The 22,640-nt window shown below is 70.5% G+C and carries 20 protein-coding genes; 7 read left to right on the forward strand and 13 right to left on the reverse strand.

Annotation, left to right across the window (positions count from 1 at the left end; genetic code table 11):
• Window positions 1–24 precede the first annotated feature (24 nt).
• Together JK364_RS42440 and JK364_RS42445 are read right to left on the reverse strand one after the other, a co-directional pair.
• Complete coding sequence (locus JK364_RS42440; protein WP_201856784.1) at window positions 25–993, reverse strand: ParB/RepB/Spo0J family partition protein; 969 nt, start codon at window positions 991–993, stop codon at window positions 25–27.
• 529 nt (window positions 994–1,522) lie between these two features.
• On the reverse strand, window positions 1,523–2,125 hold the full coding sequence (locus tag JK364_RS42445; RefSeq protein ID WP_230993337.1) for an LmbU family transcriptional regulator: 603 nt from the start codon (window positions 2,123–2,125) through the stop codon (window positions 1,523–1,525).
• Window positions 2,126–2,338: 213 nt separating this feature from the next.
• Between JK364_RS42445 and yacG the strand changes: the two genes are divergently transcribed.
• Window positions 2,339–2,629, forward strand: a complete 291-nt coding sequence (gene yacG, locus JK364_RS42450) for a DNA gyrase inhibitor YacG (RefSeq protein WP_201856786.1) — start codon at window positions 2,339–2,341, stop codon at window positions 2,627–2,629.
• On the opposite strand, the gene JK364_RS42455 is transcribed toward yacG, so the two are convergent.
• From JK364_RS42455 to mhpD, 6 genes are all read right to left on the reverse strand, one after another.
• On the reverse strand, window positions 2,619–3,662 hold the full coding sequence (locus tag JK364_RS42455; RefSeq protein WP_307841552.1) for an LLM class flavin-dependent oxidoreductase: 1,044 nt from the start codon (window positions 3,660–3,662) through the stop codon (window positions 2,619–2,621). The two genes, yacG and JK364_RS42455, sit on opposite strands and share 11 nt — an antisense overlap.
• A 54-nt stretch (window positions 3,663–3,716) precedes the next feature.
• Window positions 3,717–5,060, reverse strand: a complete 1,344-nt coding sequence (locus JK364_RS42460) for an MFS transporter (RefSeq protein WP_201856787.1) — start codon at window positions 5,058–5,060, stop codon at window positions 3,717–3,719.
• 258 nt (window positions 5,061–5,318) lie between these two features.
• A complete protein-coding gene (locus tag JK364_RS42465; protein ID WP_307841553.1) occupies window positions 5,319–5,990 on the reverse strand; it encodes a TetR/AcrR family transcriptional regulator in 672 nt (223 codons plus the stop codon).
• 92 nt (window positions 5,991–6,082) lie between these two features.
• The gene (dmpG, locus tag JK364_RS42470; RefSeq protein ID WP_201856789.1) at window positions 6,083–7,183 is read right to left on the reverse strand and encodes a 4-hydroxy-2-oxovalerate aldolase; all 1,101 of its coding nucleotides are present in this window, start codon (window positions 7,181–7,183) and stop codon (window positions 6,083–6,085) included.
• Entirely contained in the window at window positions 7,180–8,145 is a 966-nt protein-coding gene (locus JK364_RS42475) for an acetaldehyde dehydrogenase (acetylating) (RefSeq protein ID WP_201856790.1), read from the reverse strand. Before JK364_RS42475 ends, dmpG begins: the two co-directional genes overlap by 4 nt.
• On the reverse strand, window positions 8,142–8,975 hold the full coding sequence (mhpD, locus tag JK364_RS42480; protein WP_201856791.1) for a 2-keto-4-pentenoate hydratase: 834 nt from the start codon (window positions 8,973–8,975) through the stop codon (window positions 8,142–8,144). Before mhpD ends, JK364_RS42475 begins: the two co-directional genes overlap by 4 nt.
• A gap of 309 nt (window positions 8,976–9,284) precedes the next feature.
• Here mhpD and JK364_RS42485 point away from each other — a divergent pair, with 309 nt between their 5' ends.
• Window positions 9,285–10,085 (forward strand): alpha/beta fold hydrolase, encoded by an 801-nt coding sequence (locus JK364_RS42485; protein WP_201856792.1) that lies wholly within the window; start codon window positions 9,285–9,287, stop codon window positions 10,083–10,085.
• A gap of 22 nt (window positions 10,086–10,107) precedes the next feature.
• Here the strand turns inward: JK364_RS42485 and JK364_RS42490 are convergent, their stop codons facing one another.
• Window positions 10,108–11,229: a 50S ribosomal protein L11 methyltransferase gene (locus tag JK364_RS42490; RefSeq protein WP_201856793.1), complete on the reverse strand. Its 1,122-nt coding sequence runs from the start codon at window positions 11,227–11,229 to the stop codon at window positions 10,108–10,110.
• A 689-nt stretch (window positions 11,230–11,918) separates the two neighbouring features.
• Here JK364_RS42490 and JK364_RS42495 point away from each other — a divergent pair.
• Entirely contained in the window at window positions 11,919–13,796 is a 1,878-nt protein-coding gene (locus tag JK364_RS42495) for a LamG-like jellyroll fold domain-containing protein (protein WP_201856794.1), read from the forward strand.
• A gap of 211 nt (window positions 13,797–14,007) precedes the next feature.
• Window positions 14,008–15,132: an alpha/beta fold hydrolase gene (locus tag JK364_RS42500; RefSeq protein ID WP_201856795.1), complete on the forward strand. Its 1,125-nt coding sequence runs from the start codon at window positions 14,008–14,010 to the stop codon at window positions 15,130–15,132.
• A 19-nt stretch (window positions 15,133–15,151) separates the two neighbouring features.
• Here JK364_RS42500 and JK364_RS42505 read toward each other — a convergent pair whose 3' ends face one another.
• Window positions 15,152–15,772 carry a class I SAM-dependent methyltransferase gene (locus JK364_RS42505; RefSeq protein ID WP_201856796.1) on the reverse strand — a complete coding sequence of 207 codons (621 nt, stop codon included), beginning with the start codon at window positions 15,770–15,772 and terminating at the stop codon, window positions 15,152–15,154.
• Between the two features lie 388 nt (window positions 15,773–16,160).
• Between JK364_RS42505 and JK364_RS42510 the strand changes: the two genes are divergently transcribed.
• Entirely contained in the window at window positions 16,161–17,279 is a 1,119-nt protein-coding gene (locus JK364_RS42510; protein WP_201856797.1) for an NAD(P)-binding domain-containing protein, read from the forward strand.
• Here JK364_RS42510 and JK364_RS42515 read toward each other — a convergent pair.
• Window positions 17,250–18,332 carry a LacI family DNA-binding transcriptional regulator gene (locus JK364_RS42515; RefSeq protein ID WP_307841555.1) on the reverse strand — a complete coding sequence of 361 codons (1,083 nt, stop codon included), beginning with the start codon at window positions 18,330–18,332 and terminating at the stop codon, window positions 17,250–17,252. The genes JK364_RS42510 and JK364_RS42515 overlap by 30 nt on opposite strands.
• Before the next feature lie 217 nt (window positions 18,333–18,549).
• On the opposite strand from JK364_RS42515, the gene JK364_RS42520 reads away from it, so the two are divergent.
• Both JK364_RS42520 and JK364_RS42525 read left to right on the forward strand, forming a co-directional pair.
• Window positions 18,550–19,986: a sugar porter family MFS transporter gene (locus JK364_RS42520; protein WP_201856798.1), complete on the forward strand. Its 1,437-nt coding sequence runs from the start codon at window positions 18,550–18,552 to the stop codon at window positions 19,984–19,986.
• Window positions 19,987–20,028: 42 nt separating this feature from the next.
• A complete protein-coding gene (locus JK364_RS42525) occupies window positions 20,029–20,379 on the forward strand; it encodes a universal stress protein (RefSeq protein ID WP_230993338.1) in 351 nt (116 codons plus the stop codon).
• Window positions 20,380–20,457: 78 nt separating this feature from the next.
• Here JK364_RS42525 and JK364_RS42530 read toward each other — a convergent pair whose 3' ends face one another.
• Together JK364_RS42530 and JK364_RS42535 are read right to left on the reverse strand one after the other, a co-directional pair.
• On the reverse strand, window positions 20,458–21,477 hold the full coding sequence (locus JK364_RS42530) for a LacI family DNA-binding transcriptional regulator (RefSeq protein ID WP_201856868.1): 1,020 nt from the start codon (window positions 21,475–21,477) through the stop codon (window positions 20,458–20,460).
• 137 nt (window positions 21,478–21,614) lie between these two features.
• Window positions 21,615–22,640, reverse strand: coding sequence for a LacI family DNA-binding transcriptional regulator (locus JK364_RS42535; RefSeq protein ID WP_201856800.1), 1,026 nt, complete (start codon window positions 22,638–22,640; stop codon window positions 21,615–21,617).

A 22,640-nucleotide genomic window follows, 5' to 3' on the forward strand; every position in this document is an offset into this window, starting at 1 on the left:
CGTCACCGGCCAGACGCCGCTGGACTACTGGGCGAGTTGGAGATCCACCCGGACCGCGATCTCGTCCCACATCCCCGCGCATTCACGGGCGAGGCTGGCGACGATGCCGCTGCAGTGCGGCGGCACGTTCGCGATGATTTCCTGCCACTCCTCGGTGCTGAGCATGTTGATGTTGAGCAGCCGGAGCAGCCTGCGGCCCGTTTCGTTGAACCGCAGGGCGGGGTCCGAGGTGAGGCGGTGCACGGCCGCGAGGCGGTCGGTCATCGGGACCACCTCGGCGGTGGCCGCGCCCGCCGTGGACCGGCTCAGCGCCTCGGTCCGCCGGCCCCCGGCCTGCGCCGCGCCGCGCGCCTTCGGCAGCGGGTCCTCGCCCCTGCTCATACGGTTCCTGACGTCCCGTGCGGTCTCCGGGGAGATCCCCGCGGCCCGGGCGATCTGGCGCAGCGACAGCCCCGGGTTCGCCGTGATCAGCCTGCTCGCCAGCTCGCGCCCCGCGGCGCTGTTGATGGGACGGACCCGGCCGTCCTGCCCGATACGGCTGCCGCCGGCCGCCTCCTCGGCCGACGTCCGTCGGCGGATCTCCGCGACGGTACCCGCCGAGATCCCCGAGACCGACGCGATCATGCGGTCCGACCACTGGGGGTGCGACACGATGATGCGCGCGGCCGCGGACTTCCGGTCCGCCATCGACAGTGGCAGGCCATGGGTGATGTTCGAGCCGACGGCCAGGACGAACGCATCGGCCTTGCTGCCGTCGAAGAACTTGACCTCGATCTTCTCGTCGCCGCGGAGCTCCGCGGCCCGCAGCCGGTGGGCCCCGTCGACCACCCGCATCGTGGACCGGTGAACGATGATGGGCGGTAACGTGACTTCCGTCTCCGCCAGCGCTTGGATGTGCTCCGGGTCCTCCCCTGAACTTCGCGGTGATTCCGCCGTCGAAATCGACGCGATGTCGACTTCGACGACCACTTCCTCAAGTTGCTGCTCGAACATCGCCAACCCCCCGCTCCAAGGCGAGCTCGCCTCGAAAAGAATTTCTATCCGGGGGGTGGCAGACATGCTTTGGGCACCACTTCGAAGATCGCCGATCGTGGCCGATCAATATCGACCACCCCCCGTTGCTCCACTTCGCGAAATCGCGAAAGGCCGTTCAATCTTTCGACGCAGACTCTAACAGCGGTCAGGCGGTTTGACACCCCGTATCCGCGCGCGGCGCGCCGGGGTTACTCAACTAGAACTCATGGTTTCGGATAGGGCGATCACCAGGAAGCGATGGCGTTCTGTACGTGCTTACTGATACCAGCGGGACGAGACGCGTCACATGAGGCGAATGCGGCTCCATTCAGCCACTCACCTGGTCTTTCGCGTTCCTTCCCGGAGCGCCGGAGCATGCGTGAAATGCTTTCACGGGGCATGCGGGAACGCCAAATCCGGGGAATGGCGGGAATGCCGCTCTGGAATCCATGCCGTCGTCCCGCCGGCGGGACAGAAAGCATTGGCTAGAGGTTCTACGGAGCGCTGTTTACGCCTCCAGAGCAGGCGGGCCGGCGGCCGGACCGGGAATATGCGGGACCGGGTCGTCGGCCGCCTCGTCCAGCATCTGGATGATCCAATCCATAAGCCCGAGACCGGCGGTCTCCGCCGCGCGCTCCCAGCGGATTCTGCGCTCGGCGACCACGCTCACCTGCACAACGCCCGGCTCCTGTGCGGCTTCCGGCGACTGACGCCGCATCCGTATCTGCCGGCGTAACGCATTGCGGGTCCAGCCGCCCTCCTCGGCCCGGGTCAGCAACTCCTCCTGCTCGGCCTCGGGGAGGGCGGCCACTTCCGCGTGGTGATGAAAGCTCAGCTTGCCCCGCCGCCTGCCCGGCTCGAACTTGCGTGCCACCCAGGCGTAGTTGCGCAGCGTCTGATAGTCGAGCGAGGTCTGCTTCACCGCCTGGCGGTAGCGGTCGGGGTAGTGCTCCTGGCCGAAGATGAGCCAATCGCCCAGCCACCACGCGGAGGAGTCGGCGATGACGTGGATCTGCTGGCCGAGGTGGCGCCACTCGGACAGCGGCAGATCGGGAGGGAGTGACAATCCCGTTCGCCGGGTGGTCGTCCGCCCATTCGCGGGGATGGACATCGTGCACACCTCACCTGCCCTCGTCTTCGGCGGGCTCATCCTCCACAGCGGGGGGTTTCGGCGAGGTTTCATCGCACCCGCCCGGTTCCCACCGGCCGAGAACCACCTGACGCGCGAACGACCGAGGGCGTTACGGTGCCGAAACCCACGCACCGATCTACTGGGCGCATCCATGCGGAATCAGTCTCACCGCGAGCCGACAGAGGAGGCTACATGGACACCGCAGCACGGCGGTGTGCCGAATGCGGCGCCGAGTTCACCTGGACCAGCAGGAACCCGACGCGCAGGTTCTGCGGCTCCAGATGCAAGACCCGGTGGTGGCGGGCCCACCGCCGCGACACGGTCACCGCGGACACCGCGGACCGGACACACCACCGGTCGGTGGCGCCGGTGCCCCCGCTCAGCACCGGCCATGAGTGCCCGAACTGCGGTCAGCACATCACCGTGCTCAATCTGATCGTCGCGGCCGACGGCGGTTCCGGGTCCGGTACGCTCACCGGCTGACGTCCGGCCGCAGGGCGGGCAGCACCGCGGAGCCCACGCTCTCGATCAGCTCGGTGGGCGGGTCGTAGGAACCGACGTGCTGGAGGAACACATCGGTCACCCCGTCGGCGTGCAGCGCGGTGAGCCGTTCGGCGATCTCCTTGGCGGTTCCGAAGAGGCAGAATTCCTGGGCGAAACGCAGGGCCACCTCGTCGCTCACCCAGGCCGAGCAGATCTCGACGGCGGCGTCCCAGTCCTCGGCGTGCACGAGGTCGGGATAGACCCCCGCCACCCGCGCCGGGACGTCCAGTTCGATCCCGGCCAGGGCGAGGAAGGGCGCTCCGCCGTTCTGGGCGATCGACGCGCAGATCGGCTTGAGCAGCCGGGCTTCGGCCGCCACGTCGTCGGTCACCGCGCAGAACGCCGAGACCGTCAGCGGAATCGCCTCCGTGGTGCGCCCCGCGGCCTCGGTGCCCTCCCGCACCCGGGCGGTGGCACTGGCGAGCGTCGTCCGCGAGACCCCGCTGAGCAGAATGACACCATCGGCGATTTCCCCGGCGAGCCGCAGATTGCGCGGACCGCTGGCGGCCACGTGGACGGGTACCTCCGGAGCCGGGTCCCGGAGCCGGGAGCGTACGCCGTTGAAGTCACACTCCTGTCCCTGGAGCAACGCCCGCAGCGTGGCGATCCCGGTGCGCAACTCGGCCCCGGTGCTGGAGCGCATGCCGATGGGGCCCACCGAGCTGTTGCCCACGCCGAGGCCGAGGGTGAACCGGCCGGGGGCCAGTTCGGCGACGCTGCGCGCGGCCGAGGCGACGACGGCCGGGTGCCGGGTGACGAGGTTGGTGACCGCACTGCCCAGGCCGATCCGTTCCGTCCCCAGCGCGGCGGCGGTCAGGGCCGTGAACACATCCCGCCACAGCAGCTGGGAGTCGGGAAACCACACCTGGTCGAAGCCCAGCTCCTCCGCCCGCCGGGCGGTCCCGGCCAGCCGGTCCACCCGGTCGCACGGCGGTATGCGGACGCCGACGCGTATCCCGCTCTGCTCGTTCACGGTCTCCTCCTGAGGGCTTGGTGTGAGTGCTTGGTACGGCACGGCGTACGGCGGTCAGCGCAGCTGCGCCGGATCGCTGTCGGCCACGTGCCCAGCCGGATCGCGGGGCGGCTCGGTGGTGTCGTCCGCCTCCCGCAGGAACAGGCCCGCCACCACCGAGACGGCCGACATCGCCGACATGTACACCGCGATGCCCACCCACCCGCCGGTGGTGTGCAGCAGATAGGTGGCGATGTCGGGAGAGAACGCGTTCCCGGCGATCAGCCCGACGGTGAAGCCGATCGACATGCCGGTGAACCTCAGCCGCGCCGGGAAGACCTGCGAGAAGTACGCCGGGACCACGCCGTAGTTGGCGGAGTAGCCGATGAACAGCAGGGTGAAGCCCAGCAGCATCAGCCCGTACTGCCGCGTCTGCAGCAGCGCCAGCCAGGGGAACGGCAGCACCATCAGCGAGGCCGCCCCGGCGATGAAGACAGTGCGGTTTCCGAACCGGTCGGCCAGCTTTCCGGCGAGCGGCACGCAGACCATGATGACGAGGGTGGCCGGCAGCAGCACGGCGATCATGGTGCCCTTGTCCAGGTGCAGCCCGGTGCGGGCGTACTCCAGGCTGTAGACGGTCGCCAGGGTGAAGGCCACCCCCGCGCTCAGTATCCCGGCGGCCATCAGCAGGACCCGCCCGCCGCATTCGCGGAACACCTCGACCACGGGCAGCCGGTCCACCGCGTTCCGCGCCTTGACCGCCTCGAATTCGGGGCTCTCGTCCAGGCTGAGCCGCACGAACAGACCCACGCCGACGAGCCCCGCGCTCAGCAGGAACGGAATCCGCCAGCCCCATGAGTGCAGCTGATCGTCCGGAAGCTGGAGCACCCCGAGGAAGACGAGGTTGGCCAGGAGCAGCCCGGCCGAGGTCCCGGTGTTGATCAGCGAGCCCCGGAAGCCACGTTTCCCGCGCTCCGCGTGTTCGATGGTCATCAGCACCGCCCCGCCGTATTCGCCACCGACGGAGAACCCTTGGGCGAGCCTGGCGACGATCAGCAGGATCGGCGCCGCGATCCCCACCTGGCGGTAGGTGGGCAGCAGGCCCACCGCGAAGGTGGCGATGCCCATCAGCCCCAACGTGGCCACCAGCGTGGACTTCCGGCCCAGGCGGTCGCCGAAGTGACCGAACACCACCGCGCCGACCGGCCGGGCCAGGAAGCCGATGGCGAAGGTCGACAGCGAGAGCAGCGTGCCCGTCACCGGGTCCGAGGTGGGGAAGAAGAGCTTGGCGAACACCACGGACGAGGCCAGTCCATAGATGGAGAAGTCGTAGTACTCGACGGTGGTGCCGATCCAGCCGGCGACCAGTGCCCGCCTGCTCTGATCCCGGCCGGGGCCATGAACATCGGTTGCTGTCATGAGGTTCCTTTGTCCTTAAGGGACGGTCCGTGGGGACGGGCGGGGCTCGGGTGGAGACAGGCGGGGCTCGGGAAGGGGGCGGCGGCGCTCCCCTGACAGATGCGGCGGGGTTGAGAAACCGCAGGACGCCTAGGGCCGAAGCGAGGTCGGCTCAGCGATCGCAAGTGGTCGTACTATGTACCGTCCGCCGTACGGCGTCAAGGTCACCGACATGCCCCGCGCCGAAAGGTCGGGGGCTGGGAAGGCCGGGGGCGTGGCTCAGTCGCCGGTGTGCCGCAGTACGCCGTCGATGAGGCAGTCGAGCCCGAAGAGGAACTGCTCGTCGCTGGGCAGCGTGGTCATCTCCTCGGCGAGCTCCACCATGTGGGGGAAGTCCTCGCGCGGCAGGGTCCCGTAGAAGTGCCTGCGCTGACGCCGCAGTTCCGCGGCCTCGGGATGGTCGGCCTTCCCCCACGGGCGGGGCGCCTGATAGCTGGCGAAACCCAGGCTGTACTGCACGATCAGCCCATAGACGCGCACCGCGTCCCGGTCCGCGAAACCCGCCTCGCGCAGCCTCCCGATGACCGCCTCGAACGCTCCCCGCATGGACCGCGGACCGGTGCTCACCCGGGTGGCGAAGAGCCGCACGATGCTGGGGTGTTCCCGCATCATCTCGAGGAAGGCCAGCGCCAGGGCCCTTACGACGGCCTCGGGCGAGGTCTCCTCGGCGGTGGGCAGCCGGAAGTTCCCCATGACGTAGTCGGCGATCCCGTCGAGGATCTCCTCCTTGCCGCGGAAGTAGCTGTAGAGCGTCATCGCGCCCACGCCGAGATCCGCGGCGAGCCGCCGGATCGTCAGGACGTCGATGTCCTCCTCGTCGCAGATCCGGGTGGCCACCTCGATGATCCGCTCAGCGGTGAGCGTCTTGCCACGCGACCGCTGACCCGCCACTGGGACTCTCCTCTTCGCACACCACCGGGGACCGGCGACACCGACGCCGTCGTACACCACACCGTACAGGCGTCCCGCCGATCGGGCGGCGATCAGGAGGTGTTGTCCGGGCCGGAGGTGTTGTCCGGGCCGGAGGTGTTGTCCGGATGGGCGGCCAGGTCGAGCGCGATGTCCGTGATCATGTCCTCCTGGCCGCCGACCATCCCCCGGCGGCCGACCTCGACGAGGATGGCGCGGGTGTCCAGGCCATGGCGGACCGCGGCGGCCTCGGCGTGGCGCAGGAAGCTGGAGTACACCCCCGCGTAGCCGAGGGTGAGGGTCTCCCGGTCGACGCGGACCTCGCGGTCCTGGAGGGGGCGGACGAGGTCGTCGGCGGCGTCCATGAGGGGGAACAGGTCGCAGCCGTGCTTCCAGCCCATCAGGTCGGCGACGGCGATGAACGCCTCCAGCGGGCAGTTGCCCGCCCCCGCGCCCTGACCCGCGAGCGAGGCGTCGACGCGGGTGACGCCGTTCTCCACGGCCACCACGGTGTTGGCGACGCCGAGGGCGAGGTTGTGGTGGGCGTGGATGCCGAGTTCGGTGCCCGGGTCGAGCACATCGCGGTAGGCGTGGAAGCGGTCGCGGACGCCGTCCATGGTGAGCCGGCCGCCGGAGTCGGTGACGTACACGCAGTGGGCGCCGTAGGACTCCATCAGCTGGGCCTGGCGGGCGAGTTCGGCCGGTTCCGTCATGTGCGACATCATCAGGAACCCGGCCACGTCCATGCCCATCTCGCGGGCGGCGGAGATGTGCTGGGCGGAGATGTCGGCCTCGGTGCAGTGGGTGGCGATGCGCACGGAGCGGATGCCGAGGGAGTGTGCCTGCTTGAGGTCGTGCAACGTGCCGATGCCCGGCAGCAGCAGGGTGGTGGGGATCGCCGTGCCGGTGGCCCCGACGACGGCTTCGATCCAGTCCCAGTCGGTGTGGGCGCCGATTCCGTAGGTGACGCTGGAGCCGGACAGGCCGTCGCCGTGGGCGATCTCGATGGCTGCCACCCCGGCGGCGTCCAGGGCGGCGGCGATGGTGCGGGCCTGCTCGACGGTGTAGCGGTGGCGGATGGCGTGCATGCCGTCCCGCAGGGTCACGTCCTGGACGTACAGGGCGGGCGGGACGGGCGGGGTGCCGGCGGTCGCACCGGCGTCGGTCGTGGTCATCGTGCGGCCTCCTCGCCGGAGCGGTGTGCGGCCAGGCGCTCCGCGGTGCGCAGCGCGGCCGAGGTCATGATGTCGAGGTTTCCGGCGTAGGCCGGGAGGTAGTGGGCGGCCCCCTCGACCTCGAGGAAGACCGAGACCTTCGCCGCGTCGGTGTGCGCGGCCTCGGCGGGCAGCAGGGAGCGCACCGGGTCGTCCGGCCCCACCTGGTCGAACTGCACCTTCTGCTTGAGGCGGTAGCCGGGCACATACGCCTGGACGCGGCCGACCATCTCCTCGACGGAGGCGGTGACCTCCTCGGTGGCGCAGTCCGAGACCAGGCAGTGCACGGTGTCACGCATGATCAGCGGCGGTTCGGCGGGGTTGAGGACGATGATGGCCTTGCCGCGGGCGGCGCCGCCGACGCGCTCGATGGCGGCGGCGGTGGTCTCGGTGAACTCGTCGATGTTGGCGCGGGTGCCGGGGCCCGCGGAGCGGGAGGAGATGGAGGCGACGATCTCCCCGTAGTGGACGGGGGCGACCGCGCCGACCGCGGCCACGATCGGGATCGTGGCCTGGCCACCGCAGGTGACCATGTTGACGTTGGGCGCTCCGAGGTGGGCGTCGCCGTTGACCGGGGGCACCACATAGGGGCCGATGGCGGCCGGGGTGAGGTCGACGAGGGTGCGGCCGAGGGGGCGCAGCACCTCCTCGTGGCGCTTGTGGGCACCGGCGGAGGTGGCGTCGAAGACGATGCCCACGTCGGCGAACTCGTCCATCGCCACCAGCCCGTCCACGCCCTCGTGGGTGGTGGCCACCTTCAGGCGGCGGGCGCGGGCCAGGCCGTCGGAGGTGGGATCGATCCCGGCCATCGCGGTGATCTCCAGGGTGTCGGAGAGCCGCAGCACCTTGATCAGGAGGTCGGTGCCGATGTTGCCGGACCCGATGATCGCCACTTTGGTGCGGGTGGTCGTCTCGCTGCTCACCGGTGGTCTCCTTCCGCGGCGAACCCGACTCCTACGGCGCCCAGGTTCGAGATACGGGCTTGGAACACATCTCCCGGGGCGGCCGGGACCATCGGCCCCAGTGCCCCGGTCAGGACGAGGTCGCCCGCGCGCAGCGGGTCGCCCCGCTCGGCGAGGGCCGAGGCCAGCCAGACGGCCGCGTTGAGGGGGCCGCCGAGGCAGTCGGCGCCGGTCCCCTCGGAGACCGTCTCGCCGTTGCGCGTCATGGTCATCTGTACGGAGCGCAGGTTGACCCCGGACAGCGGCACCGGGAAGGCGCCGAGGACGTACAGCCCGCAGGAGGCGTTGTCGGCGACGGTGTCCACGATGGAGATGTCCCAGTCCCGCACCCGGCTGTCGACGATCTCCAGTGCGGGCAGCGCGAATTCGGTGGCGCGCAGCAGGTCCACGACGGTGCAGTGGCGGTGTGGCAGATCGCTGCCGAGCACGAGCGCCACCTCGGCCTCCACCTTGGGCTGGAGCAGCCGCCCGGCGGGCACCTCGCCACCCTCCGGCACCGCCGTGTCGGCGAACAGCGCGCCGAAGTCCGGCTGGTCCACGCCGAGTTGGCGCTGTACGGCCGGGGACGTCAAGCCGATCTTCCGGCCGACGATCCGGCGGCCCGCGGCCTGTTCGCGTCGCAGGTTGAGCCGCTGTACCGCGTAGGCGGCCTCGATGTCGCCGTCGTCCAGGAGCGTGCGCACCGGCGCGCAGGCGATCCCGTCGCGGGTGGCGCCCGCGAGTGCGTCGGCGGCCTTGACCACGGGCCCGGGGAGGGAGTCCGTCGGGACGTGGTCGGGGACATTCGGCACGGGCTACCTCCTGGAGAAGAACATGGGGCCGGGGCCCGGCGCTCCCGATGTGGCCTCCGGTATAGACGCGCCGCCCACCACGAGCCAACTTTCGTTCCGTCACACGGAACGGGGCGCATGGCGACGTGCCGGACGAGGCGACACTGACCTCGCGCACCCGTGTCCGTCCAGCGACCCGTACCGCCTGACGGAACACCCCGAGCGAGGGGCCCGTCCGGGCCGAACGCCTCTTGACGGCATCCGAGGAGTTCCGTACAAAGTACGACCAGAAGTGCGGGCCCACCGCCCCGCGACGTCAGGAGAGTGCGTATGCTGACCGCCCACTATGCCCCCAGCCGGTTCGGCCAACTGCACTACGTCGAGTGCGGTGAGGGCGAGCCGGTGCTGCTGCTCCACCAGACCCCGCGGTCCTGGGCCGAGTACCGCGATGTGCTTCCGCTGCTCGGCGCCACACACCGGGCGATCGCGATGGACACCGTCGGCTACGGGGCGTCGGCGAAACCCGCGGACGACCAGAGCGTCGAGATGTTCGCCGACGGGGTCGAGGACCTGGTGGACGGGCTCGGGCTCGATGCGTTCCACCTGGTCGGACACCACACCGGCGGAGTGATCGCGGTGGAGGTGGCGGCCCGCCTGGGCTCCCGGGTGCGCAGCCTGACGCTCTCCGCGACGCCGTTCATCACCCCGGAGAAGCGCGCCCGGGCGGCGTGGAAGCGCCCGGTCGACTGGGTGCAGCCGAAGCCGGACGGCTCCCACCTCACCGAACTGTGGAACCGGCGCAGACACTTCTACGAGCCGGGGCAGGAGGCCGCGCTCAACCGCTTCATGGCCGACGCCCTGCGGGTGCTGGACCGGGTGGAGGACGGGCATATCGCCATCCGGCTGTTCGCGATGGACGAGCGGCTGCCACGGATCACCGCCCCGGCCACGATCATCTGCGGACAGGACGACGACCCGTCGATGCCCAGCTTCGAGCCGATGGTGCGGGCCCTGTCGGCGAAGGGGCACATCGTGTCCGGGGCCGGTGTGCCGTTCCCCGAACAGCGGCCGGAGGAGTTCGCCCGCCTCGTACGGGAAGCCGTTGAGTCCGCCGAGGTGGCGGACGGCTGACGATGGCGTGGTATCAGTGCCCTCAGGGCCCGGGGAACAGCGAGCGGTAGAAGGGCGTCGTGCGGAAGCCGTCCCCGTGGTGTGTCGAGCTCCAGCTCAGTGGCACCGCCGGGCCGTCGGCCCGGTGCAGCTCGCCGGTGAGCGCGTAGTCGGGGTGTACTCCGTCGTCACTCAGCGTCGCGGTGAAGTCGAACTCGAACCGGTCGCCCGGCCGCACCGGCAGGCCCTCCCCCGACAGCGGCGCGTAGACCGGGGTCCAATTGCTCGACTGCACCAGCGAATCGATGGGCTCGTCGTCCTCGGCCACCCACAGGCGCACGCCGAGCGCGAGTCCGGAGAATTTGCCCTTCCCGGTGAACGTCAGCTCGGCGCCGTCGACGCCCTCCGGGTCCAGGTCGCCGTTGAACTCCAGCGGCTCCACCTCGACCGAGCTCGACAGATACGACCGTTCCCGCACCTTCGGATTGTCCTGCACCCCCTCCAGCACCACCCGCAGATCGAAGGGGCGGCCCACCGCGGCGAACACCTCCTCCACATAGCGGAAGACAATGGCCGGAAAGCCGAGCGGTTGACCGGGCGACGCACCGTCCAAGTCCAGGGCGACGGCCGTGGTGGCACTGCGATGCGGGATGAACACCCCGTCGGGCTTCACCAGCCGCTTCCGCGCGTCCCTTAACACCGAGCCCGCGCCCTCGGAACCGCCGAGCGTGCCGATGATCTCCGAGACGCACACCTCGACGGGCTCGGGCAGCTCGATGTCGGTGGACAGCCCCTCGACCACCGTGATCCGGTCGGCGAAACCGGCCCGCTCGATGTTCGCCCGGGCGATCCGCGCGGACTTGGGGATGACCTCCACCGCCCACACATGCCGCGCTCCGGCGCGGGCGGCGGCCAGCGCCCACACCGCGTCCTGCCCCGTGCCGATGTCGAGCACCGTCCGGCCGGGGGCATAGCGCCGGACCGCCTCGGCGTAGGCGCCCATCCGACGCTCGTCCTTGATCATCACCTCGTATGCGACCTCGTCGTACACCGGATATTCGCCGACCGAGGGGAACAGGAACACCGGGCTCGACTCGAAATCGCACGCCCGCACCGGCACCTTGCGACCCGGTGCGGCTATCTCAGCGGTGTAGGAACGCTGCATATTCAACCTTTCTTCGGGCGGCTTTCGATACCAGCATGCCAGGTCGGAAAACCTGGAATTCCCTAGAAATGGTATGCACCACGGGTGAATAAAGTCGGAATATAGCGGGGTTAAAGCGACGACAAAGCCCACCATGTGGGGCGGGATCAACGCCCCATGCCACCGCCGCCCCATCATCATGCGGCGCCCCCTGTGAGACGTACACACCCCCGGGCAATTGGCATGCTCACGATCTCGCGGAGGTTGCCTCCGGAAGTAAGTTCGGCTGAATTTCGCGGATAGAACCGCTGGATCCCCCGCGGGACCGTCCGAAAATAGCCGCCACTAATATTATTAGCGCGGCAAGCTCTTAACGGGAACCGGTGACCGGGGCGGCGAGGAAGGCGGTGACCGCGTCGCGGCAGGCGGCGGGACGGTCGGCGTCGACGACATGTCCGGCCCTCCCTCGATGGCGCACAGGGTGGCATTCGGGAAGGTGGCTGGATACTCCCGCGCGATGGCCGGATCCCGACCGCTCCGCCGTCCGCCCGTTCCGCTCGTTCCGCCTGTTCCGCCTGTTCCGCCTGTTCCGCCTGTTCCGCCCTCAACGGATCAGATGCCGTTCATCTGGCCGCCCCCGCGTGGTCACAGGTCTTGACCACAGTGCGGGCCGGGGTCACCGATTCCTCACATGACGCGCGGGAGAGCGAATGGACGCGGCGGAGCGCAACCACCTGGGCAGACGGACACTCTTGCGGGCCACCGCCGTGATACCGGCCGCGGGCACGGTGGCCGTCGCGTCCGGGACGACACCCGGTCACGCCGCCACCCCGAAGGCGGACGGCCACCGGTACGACTCCGCGTCACCGCGGTTCAGCCTCGCGATCCTGCCGGACACGCAGTACCTCTTCGACGCCGACAGCTCCGACCCGGAACCGCTCCGGGCGACCTTCCGGTATCTGGTGTCCCAGCGCGAGGACGCCAACATCGCCTTCATGGCGCACCTGGGCGATGTCACGGAGCACGGTTCGCGGGAGGAGATCTCGCTGGCCGCGACGACGTTCGGGACCATCCACGGCAAGGTCCCCTACAGCGTGCTCGCCGGCAACCACGACATCGACTCCGGGACCGACGACCAGCGCGGCGACAGCGCCTATCTCGACGCCTTCGGCCCGCGGCGGTTCTCCTCCATGCCCACCTTCGGCGGCGCCTCGGCCGACGGCTACAACAGCTACCACGTGCTGCGCGCGGGCGGCCGGGAGTGGCTGGTCCTCGCGCTCGACTGGCGGGTCTCCGCCTCCGGTCTCGCATGGGCGCAGAAGGTGCTCGACGCGCACCCCGCCCTGCCCGCGATCCTCACCACCCACGACCTGGCCTGGGCCGACGACGACGGCGCCGCACAGCTCTCGGACAACGGCCGCCGGCTGTGGGACGGCCTCATCCGCGGCAACGACCAGATCTTCCTCGCGCTGGGCGGACACTACTGGCCCCCGGGGCGCACCGTCCTGACCAACGACGCGGGTCACGACGTCCACGTCCACATCACCAACTACCAGGACCGGTACTACGGCGGCGCCGGGATGATCCGCCGCTACGCCTTCGACCTCGTCCGCGACGTGATCGACGTGGAGACCTTCTCACCCTGGTTCCTCAGCCGCGATCCGGAGAAGCGCACCCCCCTGGAGGCCGAGACCATCGAGCTGACCGGGCCCGCCGACCGGTTCAGCCTGAGCGTCGACTTCGAGCGGCGCTTCTCCGGCTTCGCGCCGGTCGTGCCGCGCAAGCCGCGCCCGGCGTCCGCGGTGATGCCGCGCGGCACCCTCGCGTACTGGCGCTTCGACGCCTCGGGAACCGCTCCCCGCGCGCCGGGCGCGGACACACCCGTCGGTACGGACACGGTGATCCGCGATCTGTCCGGCCACGGCAACGACCTCCGGGTGACCCGGCTGCACGACAGCAAGCCCGAGATCCTGACGTGGTCCGGCGAACACCACGGCGACCAGCCGGCCCATGCCAGCCTGCGCTTCGACGGCGGCAAGGCGCCCGACCGCGGCGCGGTCCTGACCACCTCCGCCACGGCGCCGCTGAACTCCGAGAAGTTCACGAGTGGCTACACCATCGAGACGTATCTCAAGCTCCCGGACCCCTTCGAGGGCGACCACGCCTGGATGGGCATCCTCAGCTGGGAGGGCCGCAACGGCGACGCGGGCAAGACCACCGGCTGGTCGCCCGACGAGCCGACGTGCAGCCTCAATGTGACCCCCGAACGCTTCCTCCAGTTCGTGGTCTACCCGCAGGTGCAGGACGCCGATCCCACCTCCTGGAGCCACGCGCTGCCGGTGGGCCGGTGGACCCATGTGGCGGTCGTCAACGACGGCCACCACACCGTGGTGTACGTCGACGGCTCGAAGATCGCCCGCAATCCGAGCCAGCCGTCGACGGGGATCGCGACCCTCGGCAAGCCCTTCGTGATCGGTGGCACCCAGTTCGAGGAGAAGTTCGGCCAGGGCTTCTACGGCTGGATCGGCGACACGCGCATCGTCAAACGAGCCCTACGGCCGGGGGACTTCATGACCTCCCCCGCCTAGGGGGTGTCCGGCGGGTCTTGGCGCCTGCGGCGGGCTGCTTTCCCCTCCCCGCCCCTTCCCACATCTGGGGCTCCGCCCCAGACCCCCGGGGGCCAGGGGCGGGGCCCCTGCCACGCGGCGGGTACCCCGTAGTGTCTTCCCGATCAGAGGGGGTAGGTGGCGCTTGTTCCATCCGATCAACGCCGCCCTCCCCCTACGGCCAGGAGAACACGTGCCCAGAGCGCTCGTCACCGGGATCGCCGCCACCGCCGTCGCCACCGTCCTGCTCACCGGCTCCGGAGCCGTGAGCTCCACCGCCACGGCCACCGCGCCACGCGAGCCACGCGCCACCGATGTCCACCGCGTCCACATCCAGGACGACTTCGACTCGCTCGGCCCCGAGGTCCGGGCGCTGAAACTCGACTCGGGGCGCACCGCCCACTACATCGACGACGGCCCCCGGGACGGCAAGCCGGTGCTCTACATGGGCGGCACCGGCACCAGCGCGCGAGTGGCCCATATGACGGACTTCCTGCGCAGCACCCGGGAGTCCCTCGGGCTGCGGCTGATATCGGTCGAGCGCAACGGCTTCGGCGACACCGAGTTCGACAAGAGCCTGGGGAAGGCGGACTTCGCGAAGGACGCGCTCCAGGTGCTGGACCGTATCGGAGTGCGCAAGGTCAGTGTGATCGCGATCTCGGGCGGCGGTCCGTACGCCGCCGAGCTGGCGTCGCTGGCCCCGGACCGGGTGCAGTCACTGCACCTGGCCGCCGCCCTGCCGCCGTACGGCGCCAAGCGTCCCTACTGCTCGATGTCCGACGAGGAGTTGGGCAAGTCCCTGGAGAAGCAGATCGCCGACCCCCGGGTCTGGTGGGCGCTCCCGGACGACAGCCCGACCAAGCGCATCCCCGGCTTCGCCGACACCGCCTTCGAGGACGGCGCCCGCACCTACAACCAGCGCGGTCAGAAGGCCGACCCCGCACCTCAGGTGCATGAGCAGAAGCTCTACTGCCAGCGGCCCGGCCCCGATCTGTCAAAGCTGACGGCCCCCGTCACCATCTACAGCGGGAAGAAGGACACGACCGTGCCGCCCAGCACGATCGACACCTGGAAGCAGCACCTGCCCGGCGACCCGACCGTGCGCAGCTACGCCGACACGGGGCACGATGTGCAGTACCGGCACTGGGACCAGATCCTCGTCGACCTCGCCGGACACACGGACCGCACGGTCATCTGCTACCGGGGCCACAGCACGATGCCACCTGCCCGGATCGCCGACCCGCTGGTCGAGAAGGGCCGGGCCACGCTGGGCAGTTGCGCCTGGCAGAAGTCCGGTGGGGACGGCCCCGTCGACTGAGGCGGGAGCCCGATACACGTCACGGCCGCCGCGCCCAGAACAGGGCGTGGCCGCCGTCGCCCTCGGGGACGAACTCCTCTCCCTCGACGGTCAGCCCGGCCCGGGTGAGCCAGTCCCGGTAGGTGGCGGCGTCGGCGTGGCTCCACCACATCGTGGCGCCACCGCCGAGCCAGTTGTCATCGGTGCCGGTCCAGGCGCTGTGTCCGGTGGTGGCCAGGAACCAGCCGCCCGGGCGGAGCCAGGTGGCGATCCTGGCGAGGAGGGGAGGTTGTTCGTCCAGGGGGAGGTGGATCAGGGCGTAGAGGGAGACCACGGCGTCGAGGTAGGCGCCCGGGAACCCCACGTCCGTGGCGTCGGCCTGGCGGAACTCGGCCTCCGGCACGAGCTCCCGCGCCCGGCGGATCTGCTCCCCGCTGATGTCGACACCGGTCACCCGGTGTCCTGCGGCGCTGAGCGCGCGGGCGACCGGAATGCCGCAGCCGCATCCCAGGTCCAGCACGGTGGCGGCGGGCGGGATGCGCTGCTGGAGGGTGTCGAGCCAGGGCCGGTACTTGGTCTCGGTGGCGTAGGACTGCTCGTAGTGGCGGGAGAGCGCGTCGTATCCGCGCCTGACCACGTCCTTGGGGTCGTCAATGTCCACGGCTGGGCACGGTAGTTGGGGGCGGGTGCGTTCCGCGAACGGTTTTCGTGCGTCAGCGCGGCGCCGTTCGCGCCTTCGGCGCCTTTGAGCCCCGTCGGCCCATGTTGAGGACCGGTCCGGACTGCGGCGGGGGTACCCCTGGAAAGCGTTTGACAGATTAGTTGCGTCAGATCAAGCGTTTTCTGAGGGGGTACCCGGGAGGGGCTGCCCCACCGGCCCGGCGGACGGCGACGGCGCCGCGCCCCCGCCCCCCGCCGCCGCTGCTCACATGCGCCGAAGGCGCGAGACGATGCCCGCGCCTGGTCGCCAGTCCCCAGCGCCGTCAGACCCTGCGCACCGCGGCTGGAGGACCGGGAAGAGACCGCAGTCGAGCAGAGTTAGTAGAAGCATGAACAACAGCGTGGACGTCGTGGTCATCGGTGCCGGGCAGGCGGGGTTGTCCGGGGCCTATCACCTGAGGCGGGCCGGGTACGAGCCCGGGACGGACTTCGTGGTGCTCGACCACGCCCCCGCGCCCGGCGGGGCATGGCAGTTCCGGTGGCCGTCGCTGACGTACGGCAAGGTGCATGGGATGTACGACCTGCCCGGTATGCGGCTGACCAGCGACGACGCGGATCCCGAGCGGCCCTCGTCCGAGGTGATCCCGGCGTACTTCACACGTTACGAGCGCGCCTTCGATCTGCGGGTCGTCCGGCCGGTGCACGTCGACGCCGTACGGGACGGGGACGACGGCCGGCTGCTGGTCGAGACCTCGGCCGGGACCTGGGCCGGGCGGGCGCTGATCAACGCGACCGGGACGTGGGACCGGCCGTTCTGGCCGCGCTACCCCGGGCAGGAGACCTTCCGGGGGCGGCAGCTGCACACCGCGCAGTACCCGGGGCCCGAGGCGTTCGCCGGGCGGCGGGTGATCGTCGTCGGGGGCGGTGCGTCCGGGGTGCAGCACCTGCTGGAGATCGCGGAGGTGGCGGCCGAGACCACCTGGGTGACCCGGCGCCCGCCGGTGTTCCGCGAGGGGCCGTTCGGCGAGGTGCGGGGGCGGGCGGCGGTGGCGCTGGTCGAGGAGCGGGTGCGGCGGGGACTGCCACCGCAGAGCGTGGTGTCCGTGACCGGGCTGCCCCTGACGGAGCCGATGCTGCGCGCCCGGGAGAAGGGCATCCTCGACCGGCTGCCGATGTTCGAGCGGATCACCCCGGACGGGGTGGCCTGGGCGGACGGGCGCCATGTCGAGGCGGACACGATCCTCTGGGCCACCGGTTTCCGCGCCGCGGTCGACCATCTCGCCCCGCTGCGGCTGCGTGAGCGGGGTGGCGGGATCGCCGTCGAGGGGACCCGGGCGGTCCGTGATCCGCGGGTGCATCTGGTCGGCTACGGGCCGTCGGCCAGCACGGTCGGCGCCAACCGGGCGGGCCGGGCCGCCGTACACGAGATCCAGGACTTGCTGGACGCCGACCGGCACCCGGTGCCGGGAGTCCCGTTGTCACCGGAGAAGACCGCCGTCGGGCGGTGACGGGGTGCGGGGCGGGCCGGTGCTGCCCCGGACCACGAGAGTGGGGTCCAGGACGATGTCCCGGTCGGCGGTGCGCCCCTCGTCGAGTCGTTCGGCGGCTGCCCGGACGGCGGCTTCGGCCGCCTCGGCGGCATCCTGGCGTACGGAAGTGAGGTCGATGAAGGACAGCCGGGCGAGTTGGCTGTCGTCGTAGCCGACGACGGACACGTCATCGGGGACGCTGACGCCCGCGCGCAGCAACGTGCCGAGCAGACCGTGCGCACAGCGGTCGTTCCCGGCGATGACGGCCGTGGGCAACTCGGGCCGCGCGAGCAGGTCCCGGGCCACCCGGGCCCCGGATTCCTCGGTGTAGTCGCCGGGGTGGACCTGGATGTGATCGGCGAGCCCGTGGCGACGCATGGCGGCGCGGTATCCGCGTCGTCTCTCCTCGGCGGCGGGCATGCCGCCGCCGTCGATGTGCGCGATGGCACGGTGCCCTTGTACGACGAGGTGGTCGACGGCTTGGCGCATCCCGTTTCGCTCGGCGGTCCGGACGACGTCCGTACCGGCGGCTCGCGTCAGCGGGTTGATCTCCACGATGGAGGGCCGGCCGACGTCCGTGGCCAGGGGGTGCCGCTCGAACGTCGTGCCGATGGTGATGATGGCTTCACAACGCAGTCCGAGCAGTTCGTCCATCGCCTGACGCTCGTCGCGGGTGTCGACCATGGCGTTGAGCACGAGGGTGTAGCCGTGCTTCCGGGCGGCGGGGTACAGGGCCTCGACGATGCCCACGTCATGCGGCTGGCGCATCGTGAACAACACGCCCAACTGGCGGCTCCGCGCGCGGCGCAGAAGCTGGGCGGCGGTGTCGGGGCGGTAGCCCAGTTCCTCGGCCGCCCGGAACACCCGCCGACGTGTCTCGGCGCTCGCACCCGGCTGGTTGCGGAACACCAGTGACACCAGGGCCTGCGAGACGCCGACGCGCGCGGCGACGTCGGACATGGTCGGCCGCTTGAGGCGCCCCGCCGAGGTTCCCGGCCCGCCCGAGGGGCCGGCGCCCCCTGGATCCCCCATCCCTGCCTCCTCGCGCTTCATGTCTTGACATGCATCACACGCCGCCCTCATAGTACGTGGCACTTGTACGTACTAGTTGTACTGACAAAAAGACAAAGTCTCTCCGCAGCCGCACGATCGTGGCTGGCTGGGCGGCCACTCACCCGACATCGGGAAACAACCGCACGTGTCGGGGCGCCACCACACCTTCCGCTGCCTCCACGAGGAGCCAACGACGATGAACACCCGACTCGGCCCCGAGCACTCGGGCATCGCACCCCAAGAACCCGAACTACCGCCGGACACCAAAGGCCCCCATTCACGACGGCTCGGCCTGGTCGCCGTCATCGTGACCTTCGGCGGGCTGCTGTTCGGCTACGACACCGGCGTCATCAACGGTGCCCTCGATCCCCTCACCGCCGACCTCGGTCTGACCGCCCTCACCGAGGGAATCGTCGTCAGCATCCTCATCTTCGGTGCCGCCTTCGGCGCCATGATCGGCGGAGCGCTGTCCGACCGGCACGGCCGCCGCCACAACATCCTGCTGCTGGCCGTGGTGTTCATGGTCGGCACCCTGGGCTGCGTCCTGTCACCGAGCTGGCAGGTGCTCGCCCTCTTCCGCTTCATCCTCGGCCTGGCCGTGGGCGGGGCCTCGGCGACGGTTCCGGTCTACCTGGCCGAGATCGCCCCGTCCGAACGCCGCGGCTCCATCGTCACCCGCAACGAGGTGATGATCGTGACCGGCCAGTTCGCCGCGTTCGTCATCAACGCGATCATCTTCAACATATGGGGAGAGGTCGACGGAATCTGGCGGCTCATGCTCCTTGTCGCCGTCCTTCCGGCGATCGGGCTGTTCATCGGCATGCTGCGGCTGCCGGAGAGCCCGCGCTGGCTGGTCTCCCAGGGCCGTGACGAAGAGGCACTCGCGGTGCTGTCCCAGGTCCGCACCGCCGAGCGGGCCCAGGCCGAGATGGCCGAGGTCCATCGCCTCGCCGAGGAGGAGCGGGTCGCCAGGACCGCGGGCAGGGTGGATCTCGGGGTGCGATGGGTGCGTGTGCTCATCCTGATCGGGGCGGGTCTCGGATTCTGCCAGCAGTTCACCGGCATCAACTCCGTCATGTACTACGGTACGCAGCTGCTCGGCGACGCCGGGTTCTCGGGCGACTCCGCCATCATCGCGAACACCCTCAACGGCGCCTTCAGCGTCATCGGCATCACGATGGGCCTGCTGGTCATCAACAAGCTCAGCCGACGCACCATGCTGCTCGGTGGGTTCGCCCTGACCACGACGTTCCATCTGCTCGTCGGTCTCTCCGCGCTGCTGATGCCCGAGGGCGGCGCCAAGGCGTGGTTCATTCTCGTGTTCGTCGTGCTCTTCGTCTTCTCCATGCAGGCCACCATCGGTCCGCTGGTCTGGCTCATCCTCTCCGAGATGTTCCCCCTGAAGATCCGCAGCATGGCCATCGGTATCAGCATCTTCGTGCTGTGGATGGCGAACGCCCTGGTCGCCCTCGGCTTCCCGCCCGTCGTGGAGGCCATGGGCATCTCGAACACCTTCTTCGCCTTCGCGGCCTTCGGTGTGCTGGCCATCGTCTTCATCGCGACCTGCGTCCCCGAGACCAAGGACCGCTCACTGGAAGAGCTGGAGGACGACTTCCGTGCCCGCTATTCCTGACCCGATCCACTCCGGCAGAAGGGCTCCCACACCATGACCGTCATGACCGCCATCGCCGAGGGCCGCGAGGGAGACCACGCGCTGGCCGCGGGAATCGCCGAGGCCCGGCTGCTGGGCACCGATCTGGTACTGGTCAATCTGCGTCTGTCGGCGCTGGACCGTTCCGGGGTGCCCGAGGACCTGAAGATCACGATCGTCGAGCGCAGCGGTCCCGGTGACCGCGACCCGGTCGACGCCGTTCTGGACGAGATCGAGGCCCGGCCCGACGTCGACCGGCTGGTCATCGGCCTCCGCCGACGCTCGCCGGTGGGCAAGGCGCTGCTGGGCAGTGTGAGCCAGCGGCTGCTGCTGGAGAGCCCCGTCCCCGTCGTCACGGTCAAACCCCCGGCCTGACCGTGTCAACGTAACGGGCCGGCGCCTTCACCGGGGCCGACGCCTTCACCGGGGCCGCCGAGATCAGCGAACCCCAGGTCAGGCGCCCGGTCTGGACGCGAACGTCGAGTCCCGCACCACCAGTTCCGGCTGCAGCACGATCCGCCGGTGCTGGTGGGCGGCGGCCTCATCGCCGGTCTCCTCGATCAGCAGCTCGGCCGCCGTACGCCCCATCCGGAACGCCGGCTGGCGCACCGACGTCAGCGGCACCGCGGCCGCCGCCGCGAACTCGATGTCGTCGTAGCCCACCAGCGCCACCTCCCCCGGAACCGACACCCCGGCCGCGAAGAGGGCCTGGAGCACCCCCAGCGCCAGGAGGTCATTGGCGCAGAACACCGCCGTCGGCCGGGGGGAGATCCCCAGCAGCCGGGCGCCCGCGTCGCGGCCCGAGGCCACGTCGAGCCGCTCGGCCTCGATATGCACGATCGCCTCCTCCGGCAGCCCCTCCTCCGCGAACGCGCCCCGCAGCCCGGTGCGCCGGTCCTGGCACTGCGGGAGCAGCATCGGGCCGCTGACGTAGACCGCGGAGCGGTGCCCCTGGGCGATCAGATGGCGCCCGGCGAGCGCACCGCCCTCGATGTCGTCGACCGACACCGAGCAGCCGTCCGCGCTGGGCACCTCGCGGTCCACGAAGACGAACGGGATGTCGTGGCGCCGGAAGCTCTCCAGGTTGGCCCCGGTGACATCGGCCGGGGTGACGAGCACCCCGCGCACCCGGTGCTCGGCGAAGAGGCTGAGGTAGTCGGCCTCCTCCTCCGGGCTCTGCGCGCTGTTGCACACCATCACCCCAAGACCCGCCTCCCGCGCCGCACGCTCCGCACCGCTCGCCACGTCCACGAAGAACGGGTTCGCCATGTCCAGCACCAGCAGCGCGATGATGCGGCTGCGCCCGGCGCGCAGCTGACGCGCCGACTCCTGGCGTACGTAGCCCAGGCGCTCGATCACGGCCTGCACCCGGTCGCGCGTGGCCTCGGCGACCATCTCGGGCCGGTTGATCACATTCGAGACGGTACCGACCGACACTCCCGCCTGCCGCGCGACGTCCTTGATCCCCACCATGCGTCCCACGACCCGGGCCTCCGCCTTCCCGCGACCCACCGCGGTCGCGGGAACATGTTAGTGCGCTGTTCGACCGGTCGGGCAGGACCGGGCCGCCGCGGGCCCCAGGCCGCGGGCCCCGGGCCCCGGCCCCCCGCTCAGCCCCGGGTGCGCACCAGGCTCGATCCGCGGACCACGAGCTCGGGCTGGAGGACGATCCGCTGGTGACGGTGGTCCCCGGCCCGCTCCCCCGTCTCCTCGATCAGCAGCTCGGCCGCCGTACGCCCCATCCGGAACGCCGGCTGACGCACCGACGTCAGCGGCACCGCGGCCGCCGCCGCGAACTCGATGTCGTCGTACCCCACCAGCGCCACCTCCCCCGGCACCGACACCCCGGCCCCGTACAGCGACTGCAGCACCCCCAGGGCCAGCAGGTCATTGGCGCAGAAGACCGCCGTCGGGCGCGGGGACATGCCCAGCAGCCGGGCCCCCGCGTCCCGGCCGCAGGTCACATCCAGCCGGTCCACCTCGACATGGCGCAGCGCGGACTCGCCGAGCCCCCGCTCCCGCAGGGCGCGCTGCGCGCCCTCGCGGCGGTCGCGGCACTGGGCCAGCCGCATCGGCCCGCTCACATAGGCGAGGGTGGGATGGCCGAGGCCCAGGAGGTGGCGGGCGGCGAGTTCACCGCCGGTGACGTCGTCGACCGACACCGAACACCCCTCGGCGCTGGGCAGCACCCGGTCCACGAGGACGAAGGGGATGGTCCGGCGCCGGAAGGAGGCGAGATTGCGCCCGGTCATATCGGCCGGGGTCATCAGCACTCCGCGCACCCGCTGTTCGGCGAAGAGCCCGAGGTAGTCGGCCTCCTCCTCGGGGCTCTGCGCGCTGTTGCACACCATCACCCCAAGACCCGCCTCCCGCGCCGCACGCTCCGCGCCCCGCGCGACGTCCACGAAGAACGGGTTCGCCATGTCCAGCACCAGCAGCGCGATGATCCGGCTGTGGCCGGCGCGCAGCTGACGCGCCGACTCCTGGCGTACATAGCCCAGGCGCTCGATGGTGGACAGCACCCGGGCCCGGGTCTCCTCGGACACCGAGTCCGGGCGGTTGATGACGTTGGAGACCGTGCCGACCGAGACCCCGGCCTCGCGCGCCACCTCTTTGATGCCCACGCCTGGTGCCAT

This window comes from Streptomyces endocoffeicus (genome assembly GCF_016741935.1).
Taxonomy (GTDB): domain Bacteria; phylum Actinomycetota; class Actinomycetes; order Streptomycetales; family Streptomycetaceae; genus Streptomyces; species Streptomyces endocoffeicus.